Raw genomic sequence first — 19,039 nt, 5'->3', positions numbered from 1 at the left:
AAAGGATTAGGTGCTTCCTAATAAAAAAGGCGACCGTTGCTCAATTGGCACTCTCTGAATCGCTGGTATTTTCTTGCAATTTCGACCTGACGACACTATAATTAAACTTAACCCTTAATAGCTGAAAGATGAGCCAATCGTTTCTTCTGTGCTCACGGTATACCGTGGCTGGAAGAGGGAAGGAGGGAATTCCCCATGAAGAAAGGTATCTACATATTACCTAATTTATTTACACTCGGAAATATGCTGTGCGGGTTCTATTCAATTATTTCAACCATTAATGGCCAGTTTCAGCATGCGGCTGTGGCTATTTTCGTGGCCGGACTTTTCGATGGGCTTGACGGGAGAATCGCCCGGCTTACGGGGACCTGCAGCCGGTTCGGAGTGGAATTTGACTCGCTGGCGGACTTACTCTCCTTTGGCATGGCACCGGCGCTTCTGATCTATATCTGGGCACTTCAGCCATATCAGCGGATCGGCTGGCTGGCTGCTTTTCTGTTTGTCATCTGCGGGGCACTGCGCCTCGCGCGGTTTAATGTCCAGGTGTATTCCTCCGAGAGCAGGCATTTTACCGGGCTTCCCATTCCTGCTGCTGCCGTCACCGTTGCCTCCTTTGTCCTGCTGCACCAGTTTCTCTTCGGCGAGGAAGGGAGCAAACCGATCCTGATCGCTGCTCTGGCATACCTTCTGGCCTTCCTGATGGTAAGCAACATCAAGTACCGGAATTTCAAGCAATTTAAACTGCGGGAGCGAAAGCCCTTTAATCTTCTGGTCTTGATTTCCCTGTTACTGCTGGTAATCTTAGCTCAGCCTCAGGTTATGATTTTTACCCTGGTTTCCGGGTATGTGCTTTCCGGTATCGTTGAAAAGGTCTTTTTTCACGGAATGGAAACCGCCCCGGAAAAAAGAAAGCATCTTGCCGGTCTGCCCTACTTTCATGGAAGGAGAAAAGGATGAGTCAGGTCATAATTTTCGATACTACCCTGCGTGATGGAGAACAATCACCCGGAGCCAGTCTCAACCATGATGAAAAGCTGATTATTGCAGAGCAGCTGGCCAGACTCCAGGTTGATGTGATCGAAGCCGGCTTTCCCATATCCTCGGAAGGAGATTTCCTGGCAGTACGGGAAATTGCGAAAAAAATCTCCGGCCCGACCATAGCCGGTCTTGCCCGTGCAGTTCAGAAGGACATCGACCGGGCCTGGGAGGCGGTCCAGTATGCGCAAAAGCCCCGCATCCATCTGTTTATTGCCACTTCGGATATCCATCTGAAGTATAAGCTCAAAAAAAGCCGGCAAGAGGTTTTACAGCAGGCTGTCGATGCCGTGCGGCATGCCAGGAAATACCTGCCCGATGTCGAATTTTCCGCCGAAGACGCTTTCCGCTCGGACCGTGACTATCTGTGCCAGGTAGTCACCGAGGTCATTAAAGCCGGGGCCGGGACCGTCAATATTCCCGATACGGTTGGCTATGCCATCCCTTCGGAATTCGGGGCCCTGATCGCTTACCTTTTTGAGCACGTGCCAAACATCGCCGAGGCAGTAATCAGCGTCCACTGCCACAATGATCTTGGCCTGGCGGTAGCCAATTCCCTGGCCGCGGTCCAGAACGGGGCCAGGCAGGTCGAGTGCACGATCAATGGACTGGGCGAGCGGGCAGGAAATGCCTCCCTCGAAGAGGTAGTCATGGCCCTGGCGACCCGCAGGGCCCTGTTTGGAATCAATACCGCGATTAAAACCGAAGAGATCATGAAGACCAGCCGCCTGGTCAGCAACCTCACCGGACTGATTGTCCAGAAGAATAAAGCTATTGTCGGTGAAAATGCCTTTGCCCACGAATCGGGCATCCATCAGGATGGGTTTTTAAAAGAAAAATCTACTTACGAGATCATGACCCCTGAGTCGGTCGGCCTCAAGGAAAGCAAGCTCGTCCTGGGAAAGCACTCCGGAAGGCATGCCTTTTCCGAGAAACTGAAAGAGATGGGATATCAACTGACTTCTGAAGAACTGGATAAAACCTTTCTCCGGTTCAAGGAACTGGCTGACAAGAAAAAGGACATCTTTGATGAGGACCTGCGGCTTCTGGTCGAGGAAGGGATTCAGCAGATTCCCGAAACCTACACCCTTGAATATATCCAGATCAGCAGCGGGGATAAAACTATCCCGACCTCTACGGTAGGGCTTCGCCGGGCGGATGGGGAGGTCTTTCTGGAGGCATCGTACGGAGACGGCCCGGTGGATGCCACCTATAAATGCATCGATCAGATTACCGGCATGTCCGGCAAATTGTTGAGCTATTCCATTCAATCGGCCACGGTCGGCAAGGATGCCCTGGGCAATGTACATATTCAGGTCCAGTTTGATGGCAAAATTATTACCGGTCGAAGCTCCTCATCGGATATTATTATTGCCAGTGCCAATGCCTATCTGAATGCGATCAATAAGGCCATGCACATGAACGAACGAGAGAAGATACAAGAAAAAGAGAAGGATGAAGCAGTATGCCAATGACCATCACCGAAAAGATCCTGGCCGCTCATGCGGGGCAGGATCAGGTAGTGCCGGGTGAATTTATCGAAGCCGGGGTCGATATTGCCCTGGGCAATGATGTTACCGCACCGATAGCTATCCGGGAGTTTGAATCCTTTGGGGCCAGCCAGGTCTTTGACCGAAACCGGCTGGTTCTGGTCCCTGACCATTACGCTCCCAATAAGGACATAAAGTCTGCCGAGCAGTGTAAAATCATGCGGGATTTTGCCCGCAGGCACCAGATTACCAATTACTTCGAAGTCGGGCAGATGGGGGTCGAACACGCTCTTTTGCCCGAACAGGGACTGGTTCTGCCCGGTGATCTGATCATCGGGGCCGACTCTCACACCTGCACCTACGGAGCCCTGGGGGCCTTTTCCACCGGCGTGGGCAGCACTGATCTGGCCGCGGTCATGATTACCGGCAAAATCTGGCTCAGGGTGCCGGAATCGATCAAAATAACCATTGACGGGCCGCTCAACCGATGGGTGTACGGCAAGGATCTTATCCTGTATACCATTGGCCGGATCACGGTTGACGGAGCGCTGTATATGGCTATGGAATTTACCGGATCAACCATAACTGCCCTTGACATGGACAGCCGCCTCAGCATCTGCAACATGGCCATCGAGGCCGGGGCCAAAAACGGGATCATCGCTCCCGACGAGACCACACTCCAGTATGCCCGGGAGAGAGCGAAACGCGAATTCTCGATTTTTGCCAGCGACCCCGGTGCCCGCTACTGCCAGACCCTGCAATTCCGGGCCGAGGATATCCAGCCGCAGGTCGCCCTGCCGCCGTTGCCGGAAAACAGCCGGCCTGTTGACGAGATCGGGGATATTCCGATCGATCAGGTGGTAATCGGCTCCTGCACCAATGGCCGGATATCCGACCTTCGCCAGGCGGCAGAGATACTCAAAGGACAAAAAGCAGACCCCAGAGTGCGCCTGATTGTTATTCCCGCAACGCAGAGCATTTACCGGCAGGCTATGGAGGAAGGACTTTTCAGCATCTTCCTGGATGCCGGAGCAGCGATCAGCACACCGACCTGCGGACCCTGCCTGGGAGGATATATGGGCGTTCTGGCTGCCGGAGAGCGGGCCCTGGCTACCACCAACCGGAATTTTATCGGACGGATGGGGCACCTCCACAGCGAAGTCTACCTGTCAAATCCCGCCGTGGCTGCTGCTTCAGCCATCACCGGCAAGATCAGCCACCCCAGGGAAGTCGTTTCCGACTGAGGAAAGACAAAGGCAAAGGAAACCACAGAGACACAGAGGCACACAGAGATATACAGGGATATACAGGGATATACAGGGAGTAAAGGAGTGGGAGAGCAGGAACGCGCGAGAGTGAACACCTCTGTGGGAGAGAATCTTACCATTCACAAGAAACAGGAAGGCACGAAGTATGAAGGCGATTGTTGGCAAGGCATGGAAATATCAAGATAACATTAATACTGATGAAATCATTCCGGCAAAGTATTTGAATACTTCTGACCCCAAAGAACTGGCTCAGCATTGCATGGCCGGAATCGACGAGGATTTTGTCAGCAGGATTTCCCCCGGTGATCTGATCGTAGCCGGACAAAACTTTGGCTGCGGCTCATCCAGGGAGCATGCTCCCTGGGCCATCAAAGAGGCAGGGATATCCTGCGTGATCGCCAAAACCTTTGCCCGGATATTTTTCCGGAATGCCATCAATATCGGACTGCCGATCGTCGAATGCCGGGAGGCTGCCGAGGAAATCCGGGAAGGCGATGTCATCGAAGTGGATGTCGATTCCGGTAAAATTATCAACCGCAGCCAGCAGAAAGAGTATAAGATCTCTGCTTATCCGCAATTCATGCAGAAATTGATTTCTGCCGGTGGATTGATTAACTATATCAAGACCAGCCGCAGATAAGAGATACGTACAACCATTCAGAAAAAATACAACCTCAGTGCAGGAAGAAAGGTTATCAGCTCATGGCTCACAAGAAAATTGCTGTCATCCCGGGAGATGGAATCGGCCCGGAAGTAATGCGTGAAGGATTGAAATGCCTGGATGCAGTTTCCAGGGTCTCGGATTTTTCGTATGAAAAGGTGGATTATGACTTCAGTGGGGAGCGCTACCTGCGCACGGGAGAGCTTGTCCCGGATTCGGCCATTTCGGAATTGCGGCAAATGGATGCCATATACCTTGGCGCTGTCGGGCATCCGGGAGTCAAAACGGGCATCCTGGAAAAAGGTGTCCTGCTGCGGCTTCGCTTTGAGCTTGATCTCTACATTAACTTGCGGCCGATAAAGCTTTATCCTGGAGTGGAGACCCCGCTCAAGAATAAGGGACCCAAAGAAATCGACTTTGTCGTGGTCCGGGAGAATACCGAAGGGTTATATATCGGTGTCGGAGGATTCTTTAAAAAAGGAACTCCGGACGAGGTAGCCACCCAGGAGATGATCAATACCCGCAAAGGAGTCGAGCGCTGCATCCGGTACGCCTTTGACTACACCAGAGCAAGAAACCTGCGGAAAAAGCTGACCCTGTGTGATAAGTCGAATGTCCTGACCTATGCCCACGACCTGTGGCAGCGGGTATTCAAAGAGGTTGGGGCCGAATATCCGGACATTGAAAAGGACCATGCCCATGTCGATGCCACCTGCATGTGGATGGTGAAAAATCCTGAATGGTTCGATGTCATTGTTACCTGCAATATGTTCGGCGATATTATCACCGATCTTGGAGCTGCGATTCAGGGCGGAATGGGAGTCGCCGCTTCCGGGAATATCAATCCGAACGGAGTATCCATGTTCGAGCCCATCCACGGATCAGCTCCCAAGTACACGGGGAAAAACGTGATCAATCCCCTGGCCACGATTTGCGCCGGTCAAATGATGCTGGATCGCCTGGGCGAAAAGCGTGCCTCGTCGCTGCTGGAAAAAGCCATTGTCGATGCTCTTGCCAGCGGCAGGCTGAAGGACCTTTCGGCTAACAGCGGAGTCAGCACCACCGAGGTAGGGGATATTATCGTTGGTTATATCAACCAGGCTGCTTCACGACCCTGACTATTGGAAAGGACAAACGAAACTATGGACAGGAAAAAAGAATATGTTGTGGCCGTAGCAGGTGCTACGGGAGCTGTGGGCCGGGAGATGATTTCTGTTCTGGAAGAGCGGTGCTTTCCGGTCAAGGAGCTGGTTCCCCTGGCTTCCTCACGTTCTGCCGGAAGCCAGGTCACCTTTAACAATAGGGAGTTTGTCGTCAGGGAATTGAAAGACGACTCCTTCACCGGCGTTGATGTAGCCCTGTTTTCAGCCGGCGGGTCGGTCAGCCTCGAATTTTCTCCCAAGGCTGCCAGGGCCGGAGCCGTGGTCATCGATAACAGCAGTGCCTGGCGAATGGATCCCAATGTCCCGCTGGTGGTTCCGGAAGTGAATCCGGAAGCCATTTTTACCCATAAGGGAATTATCGCCAATCCCAACTGTTCCACGATTCAGATGGTGGTGGCTTTAAAACCGATCCATGACCGGGCTAAAATCAAACGTATTGTCGTCAGCACCTATCAATCGGTATCCGGCACCGGGAAAAAGGGAATGGATGAGCTGTTTCACCAGGCACAGATGATGCTGAATTTTAAGAAAGAAGATATCAAGCCGAAAGTTTACCCTCATCCGATCGCCTTCAACTGCCTGCCGCACATCGACGTGTTTCAGGAAAACGGCTACACCAAGGAAGAAATGAAGATGGTTTTTGAAACCAAGAAAATCATGGGAGATCCTTCGATCCGGGTGACCGCCACGACCGTGAGGGTGCCGGTCTTCATCGGACATTCGGAAGCGGTGAACATCGAGACGGAGAAGAAAATTACGGCTGCCGAGTGCCGGGAACTTCTTCGGAAAGCCCCCGGCGTGATTGTGGTCGACGATCCGGCCAAGAACCAGTATCCTCTGGCTATGGATGCCGCGGGCAAGGACGAAGTTTTCGTTGGCCGGATCAGAGAGGATGAATCCATAGAGAACGGTCTGAACCTGTGGGTGGTTGCCGATAACCTCCGCAAAGGCGCTGCCCTGAATGCCGTCCAGATCGCCGAAATCCTGGTGGGCCATAAGGTGATGAAGGCGGTCATCGATGTTGAGTATCAATAGCAGCTTATGGGCGGGGCAGGAATGTCCCGCCACTAACTACACGGCACGAAAATTCCCCAACCACTTGTAGGGGCGGCGCCCCTGCCACAGGGGCCCTTTGCTGTGATCCCCCATATACAGCCAAGGACAGAGGCCGATAACAAGCATTTATAAACTAACCACTTCAACGTCTATCCGGTCTTTTACTTGGTGTTCAGCCTCAAGGAAGCGGTCTATCTCATCGAGGATCTTAGCATGATAGTATCGCTCCCCGCATTCAAGACAGACTTCGGCCTCCACATTCTCAACTATGTACAGCTTGCCATGAAGCCAATGTTGCTTCTTGACCCTCTTTTTTACTGTCTGGCCCCCACAAAATTCACAGATCATGCTCCCTCCGATAAAGCGTATACTGTTATTATGATGAGGCTACCATCCTCTTTAAACCTACCAATGACATGAATGGTTCTTCCGTCTTTGGATGGCCCCTCAATTCTGTATCTTGTTCCCCTTATATCCCGTGTTAGTTTCTTCTCAATCTTGCCCTTAAGGATTGCATTTTCAATATCATCTCTCTCCAAATTATCATCTATCATCTCATCTTCAGCATGAGATGATAAGTAATATTCTCTCTCAATAACTTTCTGGCGAATGGCCTGGAGTTTGGTCATCTATTTTTTCTCATGAACGGGGACCTCTATCTTTAAGGAATCACAACCTGTCACACTCATTCGGTTCAACTACCCTACAGTTTATTCTGCTGTTAATAGTTCATCGGTCATTACTACTTATCCGCATATTCTTTATACTATATCGACTGTTATAGTTCGTCAAACAAATAATTCGGACGGCATCATCAACCTGCAAGTTTTGCCATTGCCCTCCTCTCTCGGAGATTCAGATAACGGTAGTCGATTTGAGATGGGGATGACGATAATGTTCATCAGAAAAAGAAAAATTATCTCTTTACCGCTCGCTACCGACATTCTAAGAACAATTCTCAACCACCACAACCTCTTCCTTCACCCTCCTCCCCGGAGATTCAGATACTGCTGGTCGATAAGAGAGAGAAGGAGGAGAGTTTGAGCATGGAAAAGGCTTTTTTGATTTATCCGGAGCGCTGCATTGCCTGCCGCGCCTGTCAGGTTGCCTGCAAGCAGTGGAACCAACTGCCGGCTGAATCGACCACCAACCTGGGCTCCTATGAGAACCCTCCCGGGCTTTCATTCAATACCTACACCCAGATTCATTTCCGGGAGATGAAAACAGAGCATGGAATGCAATGGCTTTTCCTGAAGCGGCAATGCTATCATTGCACCGATGCTGCCTGCATGCTGGTCTGTCCTTCACCGGGAGCCATAGAGAAGACACCGGAAGGGGCAGTGATCCTGAACCCGGATAAATGCATCGGCTGTAAATATTGTGTCAACCTGTGCCCCTTTGAAATTCCTCAATTCGATGAGCGCAGCCGGAAGGTCAGCAAGTGCCATTTCTGTCACGACCGGATAGCTATGGGCGCTGCGCCAGCCTGTGCTCAAGGCTGTCCTACCGGGGCTATCCGCTTCGGAGACCGGAATGTACTGCTTCAGCAGGCCAAGGCTGCGGGATATAAAAATATCTATGGTGAGAACGAAGTCAAGGGACTGCACGTGATGTTTGTCCTCCAGGCTCCTCCCCAGAATTACGGGCTCCCCGCCAGTCCTGAAGTACCGGGGGCAGTATTTTGGTGGAAGCGGGTATTCAAGCCGCTGTTCGGTGGAGGTGTGGGGCTTGCCCTGCTCAGTGCCATCATCCACTACACCTGCAGCAAGCTGCACAACCGAGAAGGATCCGGAGAATCACACCGATGAGCACAAAGCGCCGACTGACCGGCGTGCGCCGTCTTTCCCCCATCGAGCTGATTGGACACTGGCTGCTGACAGTCAGTCTTGTGGTCCTGTTCCTTACTCATGGGGGGCTGATATTTCCCTCCTTCCAGGTAACCTTGCGTCTCTTTGGTAATGCTCGGAGAGCAGCCTTTATTCATCGCCGGGCTGGAATTTTTTTCTCCATCGGCCTGGTCTTTACCTTTTGGGCCTGGCTGAGGGAATATGGCCCCTATCAGACAGCCGCGAACTGGCTGAATGGAGTGAAGACCTACCCTGCTCATCATGAAGCCTCTCAGGGACGAGGGAAATTCACCACGGCTCAAAAAATTCACTTTCTGGGAGTCATGCTCTTTGGCCTGTTATCCTCATCGAGCGGCCTGATTCTATGGAATTCTCACCTGTACCAGCGGGAGATGATTGCCTGGTGCTATGCTCTCCACGCTTTTTCAGCAGCCTTTTTTGCTGCCAGCGGGATAATCCACATCTACCTGCGCCATGCTGTTAAGCCTTCTTCCCACACCTTTGGCAAGCACCCGACGATTCACGAACCTGTGCGTGAGACGTACCGTAATTGGGAAAAGCGAAGATAGCCGAGGAGAAAAAAGAAAAGGTCCGTTGACCTGAGAATAATAAAATGATAATATTGAAAAGTTACTGCACTGGAGGGAAACAGATACCATGAGTGACCTTGTGACCATTAATCCGGGGGATCAAACCTATACCGGCCATGAGTGGGCAATCGTCCTTTTCGAGAGCCCGTGGTGCGGTTCCTGTAAAGAGCTGCAGCGGTTTATGGAAAAACTTGCCCTGCCCGCCGGCATCGATTGTTTTCTCGGCAGGGTGGATATTACCCGGAATCAGCCTCTGGCTGTCCAGTACGGCGTGATGAGCCTTCCCACCGTGGTCATCCTTCAAAAAGGTGTCCTGAAGGAAAAATTCTCCGGGGGAATGTCTGAAGAAAAATTCCTGCAAAAAATCAAGAAGTATATTGAGTGAGTATGCTTCATAATCTATTTCAGATAGCTCAAAGCTATATTCAATCAACATCGGTTCTTGCCTATCCGGTAGTTCTTCTGGCTGGCGTGGCTACTTCCTTCACTCCCTGCGTATACCCTGTTCTGCCCGTCATTGTCGGATTTATCGGCGGCCAGGGCAACCGGACCAAAATGAGCGGTTTTGTTCTTTCCTCTGCCTATGTTCTGGGTATGGCAATAACCTATTCCTTCCTCGGTGCTTTTGCCGCTTTGAGCGGCATGCTGTTCGGCCAGATACAGAATAACCCTGTCGCTTATCTCATTATTGCCAATATTATCATTTTCTTCAGCCTTTCCACGCTCGGGCTGTTTTCCCTGCCCATGCCGTCCTTCCTGAACCGGTCCGGGTCCGGCAAGGTTCGACAGGGCGTTATCGGTGCTTTTGGACTTGGCCTTGCTTCCGGCCTCATTACCGCGCCCTGTACCGTAGCTGTTCTCGGAGTGCTGCTGACGTATATTGCCACGCAGCAGAATCTGGTTTTTGGCATCAGCCTTCTTTTTACCTATGCACTGGGAATGGGCTTTTTACTCATTCTGGCCGGAACCTTCACCGGAATCCTCACTGCCCTTCCCAAGTCGGGAGTGTGGATGAAGCGGGCACAGACAGCGTTTGGGTTATTTATGCTTGCTCTGGGTGAGTATTATCTTATCCAGGCAGGAAGGCTCTGGCTATAAGCCCGGGACCACTGCACATTATATACACCTATTATGTATACCTGAGAAATGTATAGCTGAGAAAGGAAGAAACAATGAAGATGGCAATTCTCCGAAAAGTTATGATCATCCCGGTAATGGGAATTCTTCTCATGGCAACGAGTTGTAAGGCGCAAAAACAGCCCTCGGAACAGGCCGAAGTGAATCAAAAAAGCGAGGCGAAACCATCGGCGAATGAGGCACAGAAAGCCCAGCCAACCAATGAGACCCCAAAAAGCAGCCCATCCAATGCCATGCCCGCTCTGGATTTTACCCTGCACAGTATCCGGAATCAAAAGGTCAGTCTGACTGACTTTCTCGGAAACAAGATCGTTCTCATAAATTTTTGGGCAACCTGGTGCCCGTATTGTGTAGCCGAAATTCCCCACCTTAACAAGATTGAAAAATCCCTGGCCGAGCAGGTAAAGTTTCTATCGGTCGATATCGGTGAAAAACCGGAAAAAGTCCAGAATTTCGCCAGGCAAAAGGGCGTCGTGTTCGATGTCCTGCTTGACCAGAAGGGGGAAGTTGCCAGAAGATACCGGGTGAAAGGCACCCCTACGAACATTGTCATCGATAAGAAGGGCAATATCGTCTATTACGGCTATGAGCTTAACAAGGCCGAGCAGGTAATTATGAGTTTGTTGGCCAATTAGATAATGCAAAGGTACGCTTATAATGGTCTGCTAAAACCTCGATAACAACAAAAGGACAGGTAACATTTCCCTAAAAGAATCAGGGAATTTTTCGAATAATCCTCCCCCCTAATCCCTCGGCCAGGTGAACGAAACGCCCCTCCTGGCCTGAATCCGGTAGATCCGGCTCCGGTCCATGGGAAAGTCATCGCCACAGGGTCTGCCAAAGAGCCAGGAGCAGCTTTTGAGCGGCGTTCCATCCCAATCGTAAGCCTGGAGGGAGAAAAGAGCATCTTCGCCCATCTCCCGCAGAAAGGTGAAGGAAGTATACTGAGCCTGATTTCTTCCTGCCGGGCACAGCCAGGTATTGGCCCCCGCCTTAAGCTCGAATCTGGCGGGAGCAGGGGCTGCTTCCCGGACCATGAGGGTGAGGGTCTTTTGGTCCGATAACTGCTGGTCTGAAGCTTGCAAAGTAATCGTATACGTCCCTGCCTGGCCGTAATCGGGCGTCCAGAGAAAGCGGGCAATAACCTTATTATCCTGCCCCCCCGTCAACATCTGGCATGTCGCCCCGGCTGGAGCATTCAGCAGGGTAATGGTGAGGTTTTCCCGGTCTTCCGGATCAGGATCGAAGGCTTCAATCAAAAAAGCGATTGCTTTGCCCTCTTCCCCCTGCGTCTGAGACGGGATCAGGCCAAGCTCAGGCGGGGTATTGTTGCCATCGCCGCCATTATCGCCATTGTTGCCATTATCGATGACTGCCAGATTGATTGTCCGCTCGATGATAAATTCCCCGTCTGTGACCTGAAACCAGATATTGGGGTACAGGCCGCTGTCCCCGGACTTTGGCCGCCAGGTGAAAACATTCCCCGACAGGCTGGCCCCTTGCGGGAGGCGGGAAAGAGATGCGGTGTAGCTCAGAGGGTCTCCATCAGGATCGATGGCCCTGATGGTCAGAGTCAGGGTTTCCCCTTCGGTGACAGCTATCATCGGGTTATCGGCGATTGGCTCCATGACCGGCGGGCGGTTGGCTTCAACAGTAAATCCATTGGGCAGGACAGTCATGCTCCCATTGGGGTCGGTCAGGGTAAGGTGATAGGTACCCGGAGCAAGCCCGGCAGGCGTGGAAACCCGCAGGGTAGCCGGATCGACAGAGGATACCGACGGGCAGGGTTTCAAGGCGCTCATGATCATCAGGCCATTTCGCACCGCCGCATAGATATATTCCCCATCGGCCACCACCTCTTCAGCAGGAGTCAGGGTGGCGAGGGAAACCACGGCCAGGGGCTTTTCCGGCTGAGTGATGTCAATGACCTGCAAGCCAGCCTCTCCTTCCGCTCCATAGAGGTAATTACCGGAAAGAGCCATGGACCCGGGCTCTCCCGCGGTTTTGCAGGAGCCGAGCAGGTGCGGGTTTGAAGGCAGTTTAATATCTATCACCTGGATAAGTCCCTTCCTGTTGGCCAGATAGACATATGGCCCTGCGACCAGGAGATCGCCGATGAAACCGGCAAGGGGAAGGGTGCTGATCAGCGCAGGCTGACTCGGATCCCGAAGGTTAAAAATACTCACCCCGGCCTCACCGGCAGCCAGAAAAGCATAATCTCCCGCAGCGTAGATAGCCTCTGCACTGGCCTTCGCATCGGCGAGCCCAGCAGTTCCTAACCTCAGGGGCAGCATTTTCGCATCCTGAGTGAAGATTTTGATGCCTGCCGTACCGCTGGCCAGAGAGTCGGCCAGAAGAAGGGTGTTATCCTTGATAAAAATTCCCCTCCCCCCGGAGGTATCGCGGTCGTAAAACGATACCCGCTGCGGAGACTGCTTATAGGTAACATTGAAAACTTCAAGCCCGGTATAATCATCCACCAGATAGGCATATTCCTGACTGATCGCCAGATCTTCAGGCCAGGGGCCGATATTCCGGGTCTTCCCGCAAACATGAGGGTTTTTGGGGTTGGAAACATCCAGGATCTTCAGCCAGTTTTCATCGGAAAAGGAATTCGCCCTGCTGAAAACATAGGCATAATCACCCTGCACCTTGAGGCCGCTGACTTCAACTCCCGCTGAGCCATCCAAAAGATCGACCATGCTGACCAGAGAAGGATTGCGGGGATTTTCAGCATCCAGAATCTGCAATCCCCCCTGGCTGTCAGCGACAAAAACATGGTTATCGACCACCTGCAGGTCCACAGCCCAGCCGGGAGTCTCCTGAAATCCCACCAGGCTGCACCCCTGGGTAAGGTCGTGGCGAAAAATCTCAACCCCCCGGTAGTCATCTGCCACATAAAGGTAGTTTCCCCTGATGGAAACCTGGTGAGCAAGCCCTGGCGTGGCCAGGTGAGCCGCTGCTTTCGGGGAGAGGGGATCGCTGATGTCCAGAATCTCCACCCCGTTTTCCATTTCGGAAAGATACAGGTAATTCTGATACTTGAATACTCCCATGACAAAGCGGCCGGGACAGGGAAAGTCGGCGGCGATTGCGGGATTTTCCGGATGGCCGATATCAGCGATCTTTACTCCCGCCCATCCGGCTGCCAGATAGGCGTAGCCTCCTTCGGTGACGACATCGAGGATACAACTGTCTGGTGAGGGTACCAACGAGCCTGCCGGAGCAGGCTGGCGGGGATTCCTGATATCCACGATCTGCAATCCGCCGTAATCCGCGGCCAGGTATGCGTGATGGCCATAGAGAGAAACCTTGAGAGCCCTTCCGTTCAGGGGAAGGGAAGAGACACAGGAAGGAGCTGCCGGGTCCCGGACATCCAGAATCTGAAAGCCAGCTTCCTCAGCCGCCACATAGGCATAGTTGTCAAAGACCAGAATATCGCTGGCCTGACCGGGCAGGGACAGGAAGCTCAGCGGCTGCGGGCTTGCGGGATTTTCGATAGGGAAGATATAGACTCCACTACTTCCGCTTGCGCCTCCCTTCCGGCCGCAGGCCAGATATACGTAAGAACCGGAGCAATACAGGCTGTTGGCTGATCCGGCGGTAGAATGTGAGCCTTTGATATAAACTCCTCCTCCCCAGATCGAGACTTTCATCCCCGGCGAGAATCCCGCTCCCCTGATAGTCAGATCCGTATTCATCCCTCTTGGCCCATGATCGGGGGAGATACTGGTAATAACCGGGGCTGCCTGGGCAGACCCCGAGATTCCCGGTATCCGGACACTCAGGAAAATAATCAGGAAAACCGCACCGAAAATCCGCGTATAGGGTAATTTTTTCATATCACCTGCCATTGTTATATTTTGCAATAATTATTTTCAGATTTCTCTTCAGTATTGCTGAAAAATGTTGGGAAAAAAGAGGCTGCTGGTACGGCCATAGCTCAGGGTATCATAAAAGATGTTACCGGCCGGATACATCAAGCTGCCGCCCAGAGTGAAAGATCTGTCGGGGAAGGATGCACCCCCTGATCCGGAGAAAGCTGCTCCCGCTGCATTGAAGCTCCCTGCGAAGGGGGAGAAGAAGGAAGGGCTTGACCAGGAATTGGAAGTTGTCAGGTCCAGGCCCGAAAAGAGGGCTGTATTATCTGGCAGATTCCATGCTGGGGAGGTGACGCCTGACAGTCCGGTTCCGGTGAACTGGTAATTGCCGCTCCAGCTTCCGGTCGTCGTGAAGGGGCTGGTTGATGGCATCGATGGCATGATAAAGGAGGAGGAAGAGGAAAACAGTGATGATCCGCCTGACCATCCTCCCTGCCAATTCGAAGTGAAATTCCAGGACCCGGCATTCCAGGTTCCAGTACTCCAGGTTCCGGCACCCCAGGTTCCAGTATTCCAGCTCAAAGAATCCCCTGGCCCCGAACCCGGCGGCTTTTGGGTTCTAAATGATAAACTGACTGGAGTGCCAAGGGCATTTCCGGCTTCATCCAGGGCCGATGGCCGGACCTCTACGGTATAAGCCGAGTCATAGGCCAGATTCTGGCCGGGAGAGATAGTCCAGAGCGTATGGTCCTGGTCCTGGGCAGTGAGTGTATAGGCCACCTCTCCGCCGCCGGTCCGGGAGAAGGACAGGGCCTTTTCGACTGACTGGGGAACCATCGGTTCGGTGAAGGCAAGGTAAACTTTTGCCGATACCGGCACAGCATCGGTTCTGTTACTATCCAGGTATAGTGTCACCTGCGGGGGGAGCGTATCGACTTCAACAGGCGGGGGAGGCAGATTCTCGTCGGTGATAAACGTGAACTGGAAAGCGGTGGCCAGCACAAGGCCGTCGAGGTCTTGCGCCGTCTGGCTGACCGATACGGTATAGGCTTGTGCTCCGGCCCAGTATTCATCAGGATGAAACCAGAGCGTCTGATTATTGTTCAGCCACCTGACCTGACCGTGAACAGGGGGCTGAATGGCCAGAGCGGAGGATGTCAGGTCAGGATTCATCGGCTTGCTGAAATTAATGGCAATGGCCCTGTCTCTGGGGAAAGAGAGCGAATCAGGATCCCTGGAGTCAGGAACATAACTGATAACAAAGGGAGAGGGCTGAATCTTGGATGGAGCAAAGGAAATAGCCAGGCCATCGGCAAGGTAGGCATTGGCTCTTTGTCCATTATAGGAGTAGAGCCGCGACAGCAATTGATTGGAGCGGGAGTACTTGAGCCCTACGGTAGCTGACTGGCCGTAACTGTACCCATCCTGGGGGGACCTGAAAAGCAGATCCTTGTATTGAAAAGTGATCGCATTGCTCCCCTCGGAAAGTATCACCTCAAAGGTGATGGCAGTTCCCTGTGCAGCATAGTAGGAGCACATCTCGTTCCATTGAATAATAAACCGCCGGGGAGAGCTTTCTTCATCGAGCCAGGCATAAACCTCTCCGCCTGCTTCAGGATTTAAATCATCCCAGAAGGGAGCGATAACAATCAGGGGCTGAACCATGGTTTGCAAGGCGTTATTCTCGGCTTCGGTAGCACAATTCTCACCGAAGGTCAGATAGCCGTTGGAGGAAACAAGAAGGCTGGTGACTTCTTCACCGAAAAAGAAAAAGGGAAAGCCGATATCCACTTCTTCAAAGCTGTCATCCGAGTTGAGGAAGAACAGCGGAGCAGCCGCCGGGGGGACATCGATCCACTGGTAAAAATAAACGGTCGGAGTATACAAAAATCCCTCGATCTTCAGTGCATACTGATTATCGGCGTCCGGAGTCGAAGAGAAAACCTGGCAATAATAGGTACCGGCCTGGGCCTGGATGAGAATTTCCTCGTTATCCGTCTGGGAGAAGGACGAAGCAACCCAGTTGCCATATCCCGGTTTCCAGGAGGGATCATTTTCACCCCGGTACAGAACAAGGTCCAGGTTGCCATTATTGCTGTCTGAAAACATCAGGGTTATCCGCAGGGCCTGTTCTTCGGGAATGGTAATCTTATACCAGTCCACATCAAGGCAGCGAAGCCCTTCATACAAGCCGGGGCCAAGAACTGTGGCCTGGGAGAAGGTATCGTTTCCTTCCTCCGCTCCGCTTGATTCCAGGTAGTCATCTTCGGCTCCGGTTTCGGCCTGACCGCGGGCAATTCCCGGCTGGCCAGTCAGCAGAACCGAAAAGCTGAAGAGGATGGATACAGCCAAGATGCCGAACAAAGCCCAAAGATGACAAACCCTTCCTTTCATCTGCGTCTTTCTCCTGAATCCTTCAATACCTTGATGCAGTGCGGGCCCTGAAGCGATACATAAATTGTTCCCTGGGCGTCCATGACCATATCGAACGGTTCCGCCGAATTCAGGCCGTCGGGAACATCCGTATCTTTAATCAGGTCAATAACCCGGCCACTGGGGTCGAAAATCTGGATAACTGAAAGCAGCCGGTCGAGGACATAAATATTTCCCTGGCTGTTCACCGAGACGGCAACGGGCCTGGCCAGGTTGCCCAGCCGGGCTCCCAGTTCTCCGAAAGAGAGCAGTAATTTTTTCTGGCTGCTGTAGACTTGAACCCAGCCATTGATGGAATCGATGATATAGATGCGCCCCTGTGAATCAAATGAAGTTTTGCCAGGGGCAGCTACCGCTTTTGCCCTGTCCAGAGGGAAAAGACCGAGAAAATCTCCTTTAAGGTTAAAGAGTTTGATATTGGCATTGGCACTGTCCGAAAGATAGAGCACATCATTCCGCCGGTCCAGGCCCATCTTGGTACAGCGCACCGGCTCTTTGTCATGCGGCCCTTTGCTTTCGGCAAAGCTGAATTCGGATTGAAACTCTCCCTTGTTTGAGAAAGCCAGCACTTTTTTTAACTCCGGGTCCAATACCAGAACCGTCCCATTGCCGGCAACTTCGATACTCATGGGAAGCACAAAAGCACCCGGCCCTGTTCCCTTCTTTCCGAACCGGTAGAGGAATTTTCCCTGGGCATTAAAGACCTGAACTTCGGTCCTGTCCAGAAAGACAGCAAAGAGCTTTCCGGCCTCGTCAAGAGCGATTCCCTTTGGAAGACCATCTTTGAGATTCGGCTTCCCCTGCTCATCGACACTGTAAATGGTGCCAAGACATCGCACCTTCCGGCCAACGGCAACTGTATCAGCGGATGTAGCCGGGGGGGGTTGAGCCAGAGCATCGAGAGCCGGAAAAACAGCCAGGCTGATCAGGCTGAGGATAGCGGTCGTGAGGATAGTGATCATATATCCAATGTGTTCAATGTTCTTTTTCATGAGCATAGTTTTCATTGTCCTGCGCATTCCCTCTACACTCCCGGTCCCGGGGGTCCCCCCGTTAGATTGTTTTTTTCCCTGGCTTATTGAGAAATATGCAAAAAACATACCATAGGGTGCCCAACAATGATTTCAGGATAAAGGCGATCGGATTCCCTGAATTTTCCGGCTGTTCTATTCCCTGATATATCCAATATATGCAACAAATTGCAGACAAGTAAAATCTTTGCCAGGGATCAGAGCCGGGTGAGGCCGGGTGAGGATGGTGTGCGGCGCAACAGCAGGAGCTGCTTATTGCTTATCCCGTATGACCGTCAGCCGATGGAAGGGAAGCTCGATAAGATAAATCAGGTCCTTTTGACCGATGAGGATATGAGCCAGGCCATGAAAATGCTTTTGACTCTCCTCCCTGTCAGGTATCTGCTTGATTACCCCCAGGAATTCTCCTTTCGAATCAAATACCTGAACTGCTGATAGAACGATATCGGTGACATAGATTCTGGTCTGGCTGTCGATGGCCAGCCCGGAAATCCGGAGGAACTGCCCTGCCCGCGAGCCGGTTTTCCCGATGGTGAAGAGGGAATTGCCCTTTGGATCACAGACCTGAATCCTGTTTGCCAGTCCTTCGAGGATATAGATGCGTCCCTGCTTATCGAAGCGGATATGAGCGGCAGTAGGGAACCGGTCCTGTTCAGGTCCACCGAGCGGGAAAAGGTATTTGCCCCGTGCATCGTGGACCCAGACATGGCCATTGGCCGTATCACTGATGTAAACCCTGTCCCTGGCATCAATGGCAATATGCGAAGGGGTGGTATCCTGGTTCTTATCCTCTTTGGCAAGCCCCTGGACTGAAGAGAACGAGAAGAGAAATTTGCCCTGAGCATCAAAGACCAGGATTTTTCTTTTCAAGACATCACATACATAGACTTCATCCCGGCTGTTAATGGCCAGGCCGCAAATATACGAGGAAAACTTCTGTTCCGTATCCCCCCGCTCCCCGAACCTGAACAGAAACTTGCCAGCCTGGTCAAAGACCTGAACCTCCTGCTTCTGGCCGGTGTAGGTCACGTACAGGTTCCCCTTTGAATTTTGGGCTATGAAGACCGGAGTGCCGCCTGCCTGCGCGGTATCCTGAATGTCTCTGCCAGAATGTGCATCTTGCCGGGAAAAGCCATAGATCCTGCCCACCAGCTCCACTTCCCGGTTAGGAGCAAGAGCGTTCGGGTCTTCCTGAGTCTGGACTGCCGGTTCCTGGCCGGGAGCTGAAGTATTGGGGTCATCCTGGGACTGAACGGCAGGTAATGAGAGGAACAGGTGGAAAAATAGGATAAAAAGGAAGAAGATATGACTTATTTCATGGTGTGTGGCATTGCTCTTTTGCTTCTGTTCTCTGGTCATGGATTCTGGCACCGTTTTCGTTATCTGAAAATATAAGTCACCTATAAGATGGAGCAAACCTTATCAGAAAACATTTTCAAAGTCAATGCCCAAGAGAGATATTTTATCAAGAATTCTACCGGCATATCCGAAAAAGAGCTTAAGAACC

17 protein-coding genes are annotated in these 19,039 nt (G+C 52.1%); 11 read left to right on the top strand and 6 right to left on the bottom strand.

What is annotated here, in order from left to right; translation table 11 throughout:
* The first annotated feature begins 195 nt into the window (after positions 1-195).
* The 6 genes from pssA (at position 196) to AB1611_20085 (ending at position 6,652) form a co-directional block, all read left to right on the top strand.
* Complete coding sequence (pssA, locus tag AB1611_20110; GenBank protein ID MEW6381887.1) at positions 196-957, top strand: CDP-diacylglycerol--serine O-phosphatidyltransferase; 762 nt, start codon at positions 196-198, stop codon at positions 955-957.
* The gene (locus AB1611_20105; GenBank protein MEW6381886.1) at positions 954-2,510 is read left to right on the top strand and encodes a 2-isopropylmalate synthase; all 1,557 of its coding nucleotides are present in this window, start codon (positions 954-956) and stop codon (positions 2,508-2,510) included. The genes pssA and AB1611_20105 overlap by 4 nt, the downstream gene beginning before the upstream one ends.
* Positions 2,501-3,769 carry a 3-isopropylmalate dehydratase large subunit gene (gene leuC / locus AB1611_20100; protein ID MEW6381885.1) on the top strand — a complete coding sequence of 423 codons (1,269 nt, stop codon included), beginning with the start codon at positions 2,501-2,503 and terminating at the stop codon, positions 3,767-3,769. Before AB1611_20105 ends, leuC begins: the two co-directional genes overlap by 10 nt.
* Before the next feature lie 169 nt (positions 3,770-3,938).
* Positions 3,939-4,433 carry a 3-isopropylmalate dehydratase small subunit gene (leuD, locus tag AB1611_20095; GenBank protein MEW6381884.1) on the top strand — a complete coding sequence of 165 codons (495 nt, stop codon included), beginning with the start codon at positions 3,939-3,941 and terminating at the stop codon, positions 4,431-4,433.
* Between the two features lie 62 nt (positions 4,434-4,495).
* On the top strand, positions 4,496-5,572 hold the full coding sequence (locus AB1611_20090; GenBank protein ID MEW6381883.1) for a 3-isopropylmalate dehydrogenase: 1,077 nt from the start codon (positions 4,496-4,498) through the stop codon (positions 5,570-5,572).
* Positions 5,573-5,596: 24 nt separating this feature from the next.
* The gene (locus AB1611_20085; GenBank protein MEW6381882.1) at positions 5,597-6,652 is read left to right on the top strand and encodes an aspartate-semialdehyde dehydrogenase; all 1,056 of its coding nucleotides are present in this window, start codon (positions 5,597-5,599) and stop codon (positions 6,650-6,652) included.
* 147 nt (positions 6,653-6,799) lie between these two features.
* Here the strand turns inward: AB1611_20085 and AB1611_20080 are convergent, their stop codons facing one another.
* Together AB1611_20080 and AB1611_20075 are read right to left on the bottom strand one after the other, a co-directional pair.
* A complete protein-coding gene (locus AB1611_20080; protein ID MEW6381881.1) occupies positions 6,800-7,021 on the bottom strand; it encodes a YgiT-type zinc finger protein in 222 nt (73 codons plus the stop codon).
* Positions 7,018-7,302 (bottom strand): DUF4258 domain-containing protein, encoded by a 285-nt coding sequence (locus AB1611_20075; GenBank protein MEW6381880.1) that lies wholly within the window; start codon positions 7,300-7,302, stop codon positions 7,018-7,020. The genes AB1611_20080 and AB1611_20075 overlap by 4 nt, the downstream gene beginning before the upstream one ends.
* 417 nt (positions 7,303-7,719) lie before the next feature.
* On the opposite strand from AB1611_20075, the gene AB1611_20070 reads away from it, so the two are divergent.
* From AB1611_20070 to AB1611_20050, 5 genes are all read left to right on the top strand, one after another.
* Positions 7,720-8,481 carry a 4Fe-4S dicluster domain-containing protein gene (locus AB1611_20070; protein MEW6381879.1) on the top strand — a complete coding sequence of 254 codons (762 nt, stop codon included), beginning with the start codon at positions 7,720-7,722 and terminating at the stop codon, positions 8,479-8,481.
* Positions 8,478-9,089, top strand: a complete 612-nt coding sequence (locus AB1611_20065; GenBank protein MEW6381878.1) for a cytochrome b/b6 domain-containing protein — start codon at positions 8,478-8,480, stop codon at positions 9,087-9,089. The genes AB1611_20070 and AB1611_20065 overlap by 4 nt, the downstream gene beginning before the upstream one ends.
* An 88-nt stretch (positions 9,090-9,177) precedes the next feature.
* Positions 9,178-9,495, top strand: a complete 318-nt coding sequence (locus tag AB1611_20060; protein MEW6381877.1) for a thioredoxin family protein — start codon at positions 9,178-9,180, stop codon at positions 9,493-9,495.
* 2 nt (positions 9,496-9,497) lie between these two features.
* On the top strand, positions 9,498-10,208 hold the full coding sequence (locus AB1611_20055) for a cytochrome c biogenesis protein CcdA (GenBank protein ID MEW6381876.1): 711 nt from the start codon (positions 9,498-9,500) through the stop codon (positions 10,206-10,208).
* A gap of 74 nt (positions 10,209-10,282) precedes the next feature.
* Entirely contained in the window at positions 10,283-10,882 is a 600-nt protein-coding gene (locus AB1611_20050) for a TlpA disulfide reductase family protein (protein ID MEW6381875.1), read from the top strand.
* A gap of 108 nt (positions 10,883-10,990) precedes the next feature.
* On the opposite strand, the gene AB1611_20045 is transcribed toward AB1611_20050, so the two are convergent.
* The 4 genes from AB1611_20045 to AB1611_20030 form a co-directional block, all read right to left on the bottom strand.
* Positions 10,991-14,089, bottom strand: a complete 3,099-nt coding sequence (locus AB1611_20045) for an Ig-like domain-containing protein (protein MEW6381874.1) — start codon at positions 14,087-14,089, stop codon at positions 10,991-10,993.
* A gap of 48 nt (positions 14,090-14,137) precedes the next feature.
* A complete protein-coding gene (locus AB1611_20040; GenBank protein MEW6381873.1) occupies positions 14,138-16,462 on the bottom strand; it encodes an Ig-like domain-containing protein in 2,325 nt (774 codons plus the stop codon).
* Complete coding sequence (locus tag AB1611_20035) at positions 16,459-17,493, bottom strand: NHL repeat-containing protein (GenBank protein ID MEW6381872.1); 1,035 nt, start codon at positions 17,491-17,493, stop codon at positions 16,459-16,461. The genes AB1611_20040 and AB1611_20035 overlap by 4 nt, the downstream gene beginning before the upstream one ends.
* Before the next feature lie 291 nt (positions 17,494-17,784).
* Positions 17,785-18,891: an NHL repeat-containing protein gene (locus AB1611_20030; protein ID MEW6381871.1), complete on the bottom strand. Its 1,107-nt coding sequence runs from the start codon at positions 18,889-18,891 to the stop codon at positions 17,785-17,787.
* Positions 18,892-19,039: the final 148 nt, after the last annotated feature.

The sequence above is a fragment of the bacterium genome (assembly GCA_040755755.1).
Lineage (GTDB): Bacteria > SZUA-182 > SZUA-182 > DTGQ01 > DTGQ01 > DTGQ01.
The sequence above is the reverse complement of the archived record's forward strand: the minus strand, read 5'-3'. Positions and strand labels throughout refer to the sequence as shown.

Coding starts and splice junctions, on each gene's coding strand:
- AB1611_20045 (MEW6381874.1), bottom strand. CDS start 14,089: ATGAAAAAATTACCCTATACGCGGATTTTCGGTGCGGTTTTCCTGATT.
- AB1611_20030 (MEW6381871.1), bottom strand. CDS start 18,891: ATGACCAGAGAACAGAAGCAAAAGAGCAATGCCACACACCATGAAATA.
- pssA (MEW6381887.1), top strand. CDS start 196: ATGAAGAAAGGTATCTACATATTACCTAATTTATTTACACTCGGAAAT.
- AB1611_20090 (MEW6381883.1), top strand. CDS start 4,496: ATGGCTCACAAGAAAATTGCTGTCATCCCGGGAGATGGAATCGGCCCG.
- leuD (MEW6381884.1), top strand. CDS start 3,939: ATGAAGGCGATTGTTGGCAAGGCATGGAAATATCAAGATAACATTAAT.
- AB1611_20060 (MEW6381877.1), top strand. CDS start 9,178: ATGAGTGACCTTGTGACCATTAATCCGGGGGATCAAACCTATACCGGC.
- AB1611_20080 (MEW6381881.1), bottom strand. CDS start 7,021: ATGATCTGTGAATTTTGTGGGGGCCAGACAGTAAAAAAGAGGGTCAAG.
- AB1611_20035 (MEW6381872.1), bottom strand. CDS start 17,493: ATGAAAAAGAACATTGAACACATTGGATATATGATCACTATCCTCACG.
- AB1611_20065 (MEW6381878.1), top strand. CDS start 8,478: ATGAGCACAAAGCGCCGACTGACCGGCGTGCGCCGTCTTTCCCCCATC.
- AB1611_20070 (MEW6381879.1), top strand. CDS start 7,720: ATGGAAAAGGCTTTTTTGATTTATCCGGAGCGCTGCATTGCCTGCCGC.
- leuC (MEW6381885.1), top strand. CDS start 2,501: ATGCCAATGACCATCACCGAAAAGATCCTGGCCGCTCATGCGGGGCAG.
- AB1611_20050 (MEW6381875.1), top strand. CDS start 10,283: ATGAAGATGGCAATTCTCCGAAAAGTTATGATCATCCCGGTAATGGGA.
- AB1611_20040 (MEW6381873.1), bottom strand. CDS start 16,462: ATGAAAGGAAGGGTTTGTCATCTTTGGGCTTTGTTCGGCATCTTGGCT.
- AB1611_20085 (MEW6381882.1), top strand. CDS start 5,597: ATGGACAGGAAAAAAGAATATGTTGTGGCCGTAGCAGGTGCTACGGGA.
- AB1611_20055 (MEW6381876.1), top strand. CDS start 9,498: ATGCTTCATAATCTATTTCAGATAGCTCAAAGCTATATTCAATCAACA.
- AB1611_20105 (MEW6381886.1), top strand. CDS start 954: ATGAGTCAGGTCATAATTTTCGATACTACCCTGCGTGATGGAGAACAA.
- AB1611_20075 (MEW6381880.1), bottom strand. CDS start 7,302: ATGACCAAACTCCAGGCCATTCGCCAGAAAGTTATTGAGAGAGAATAT.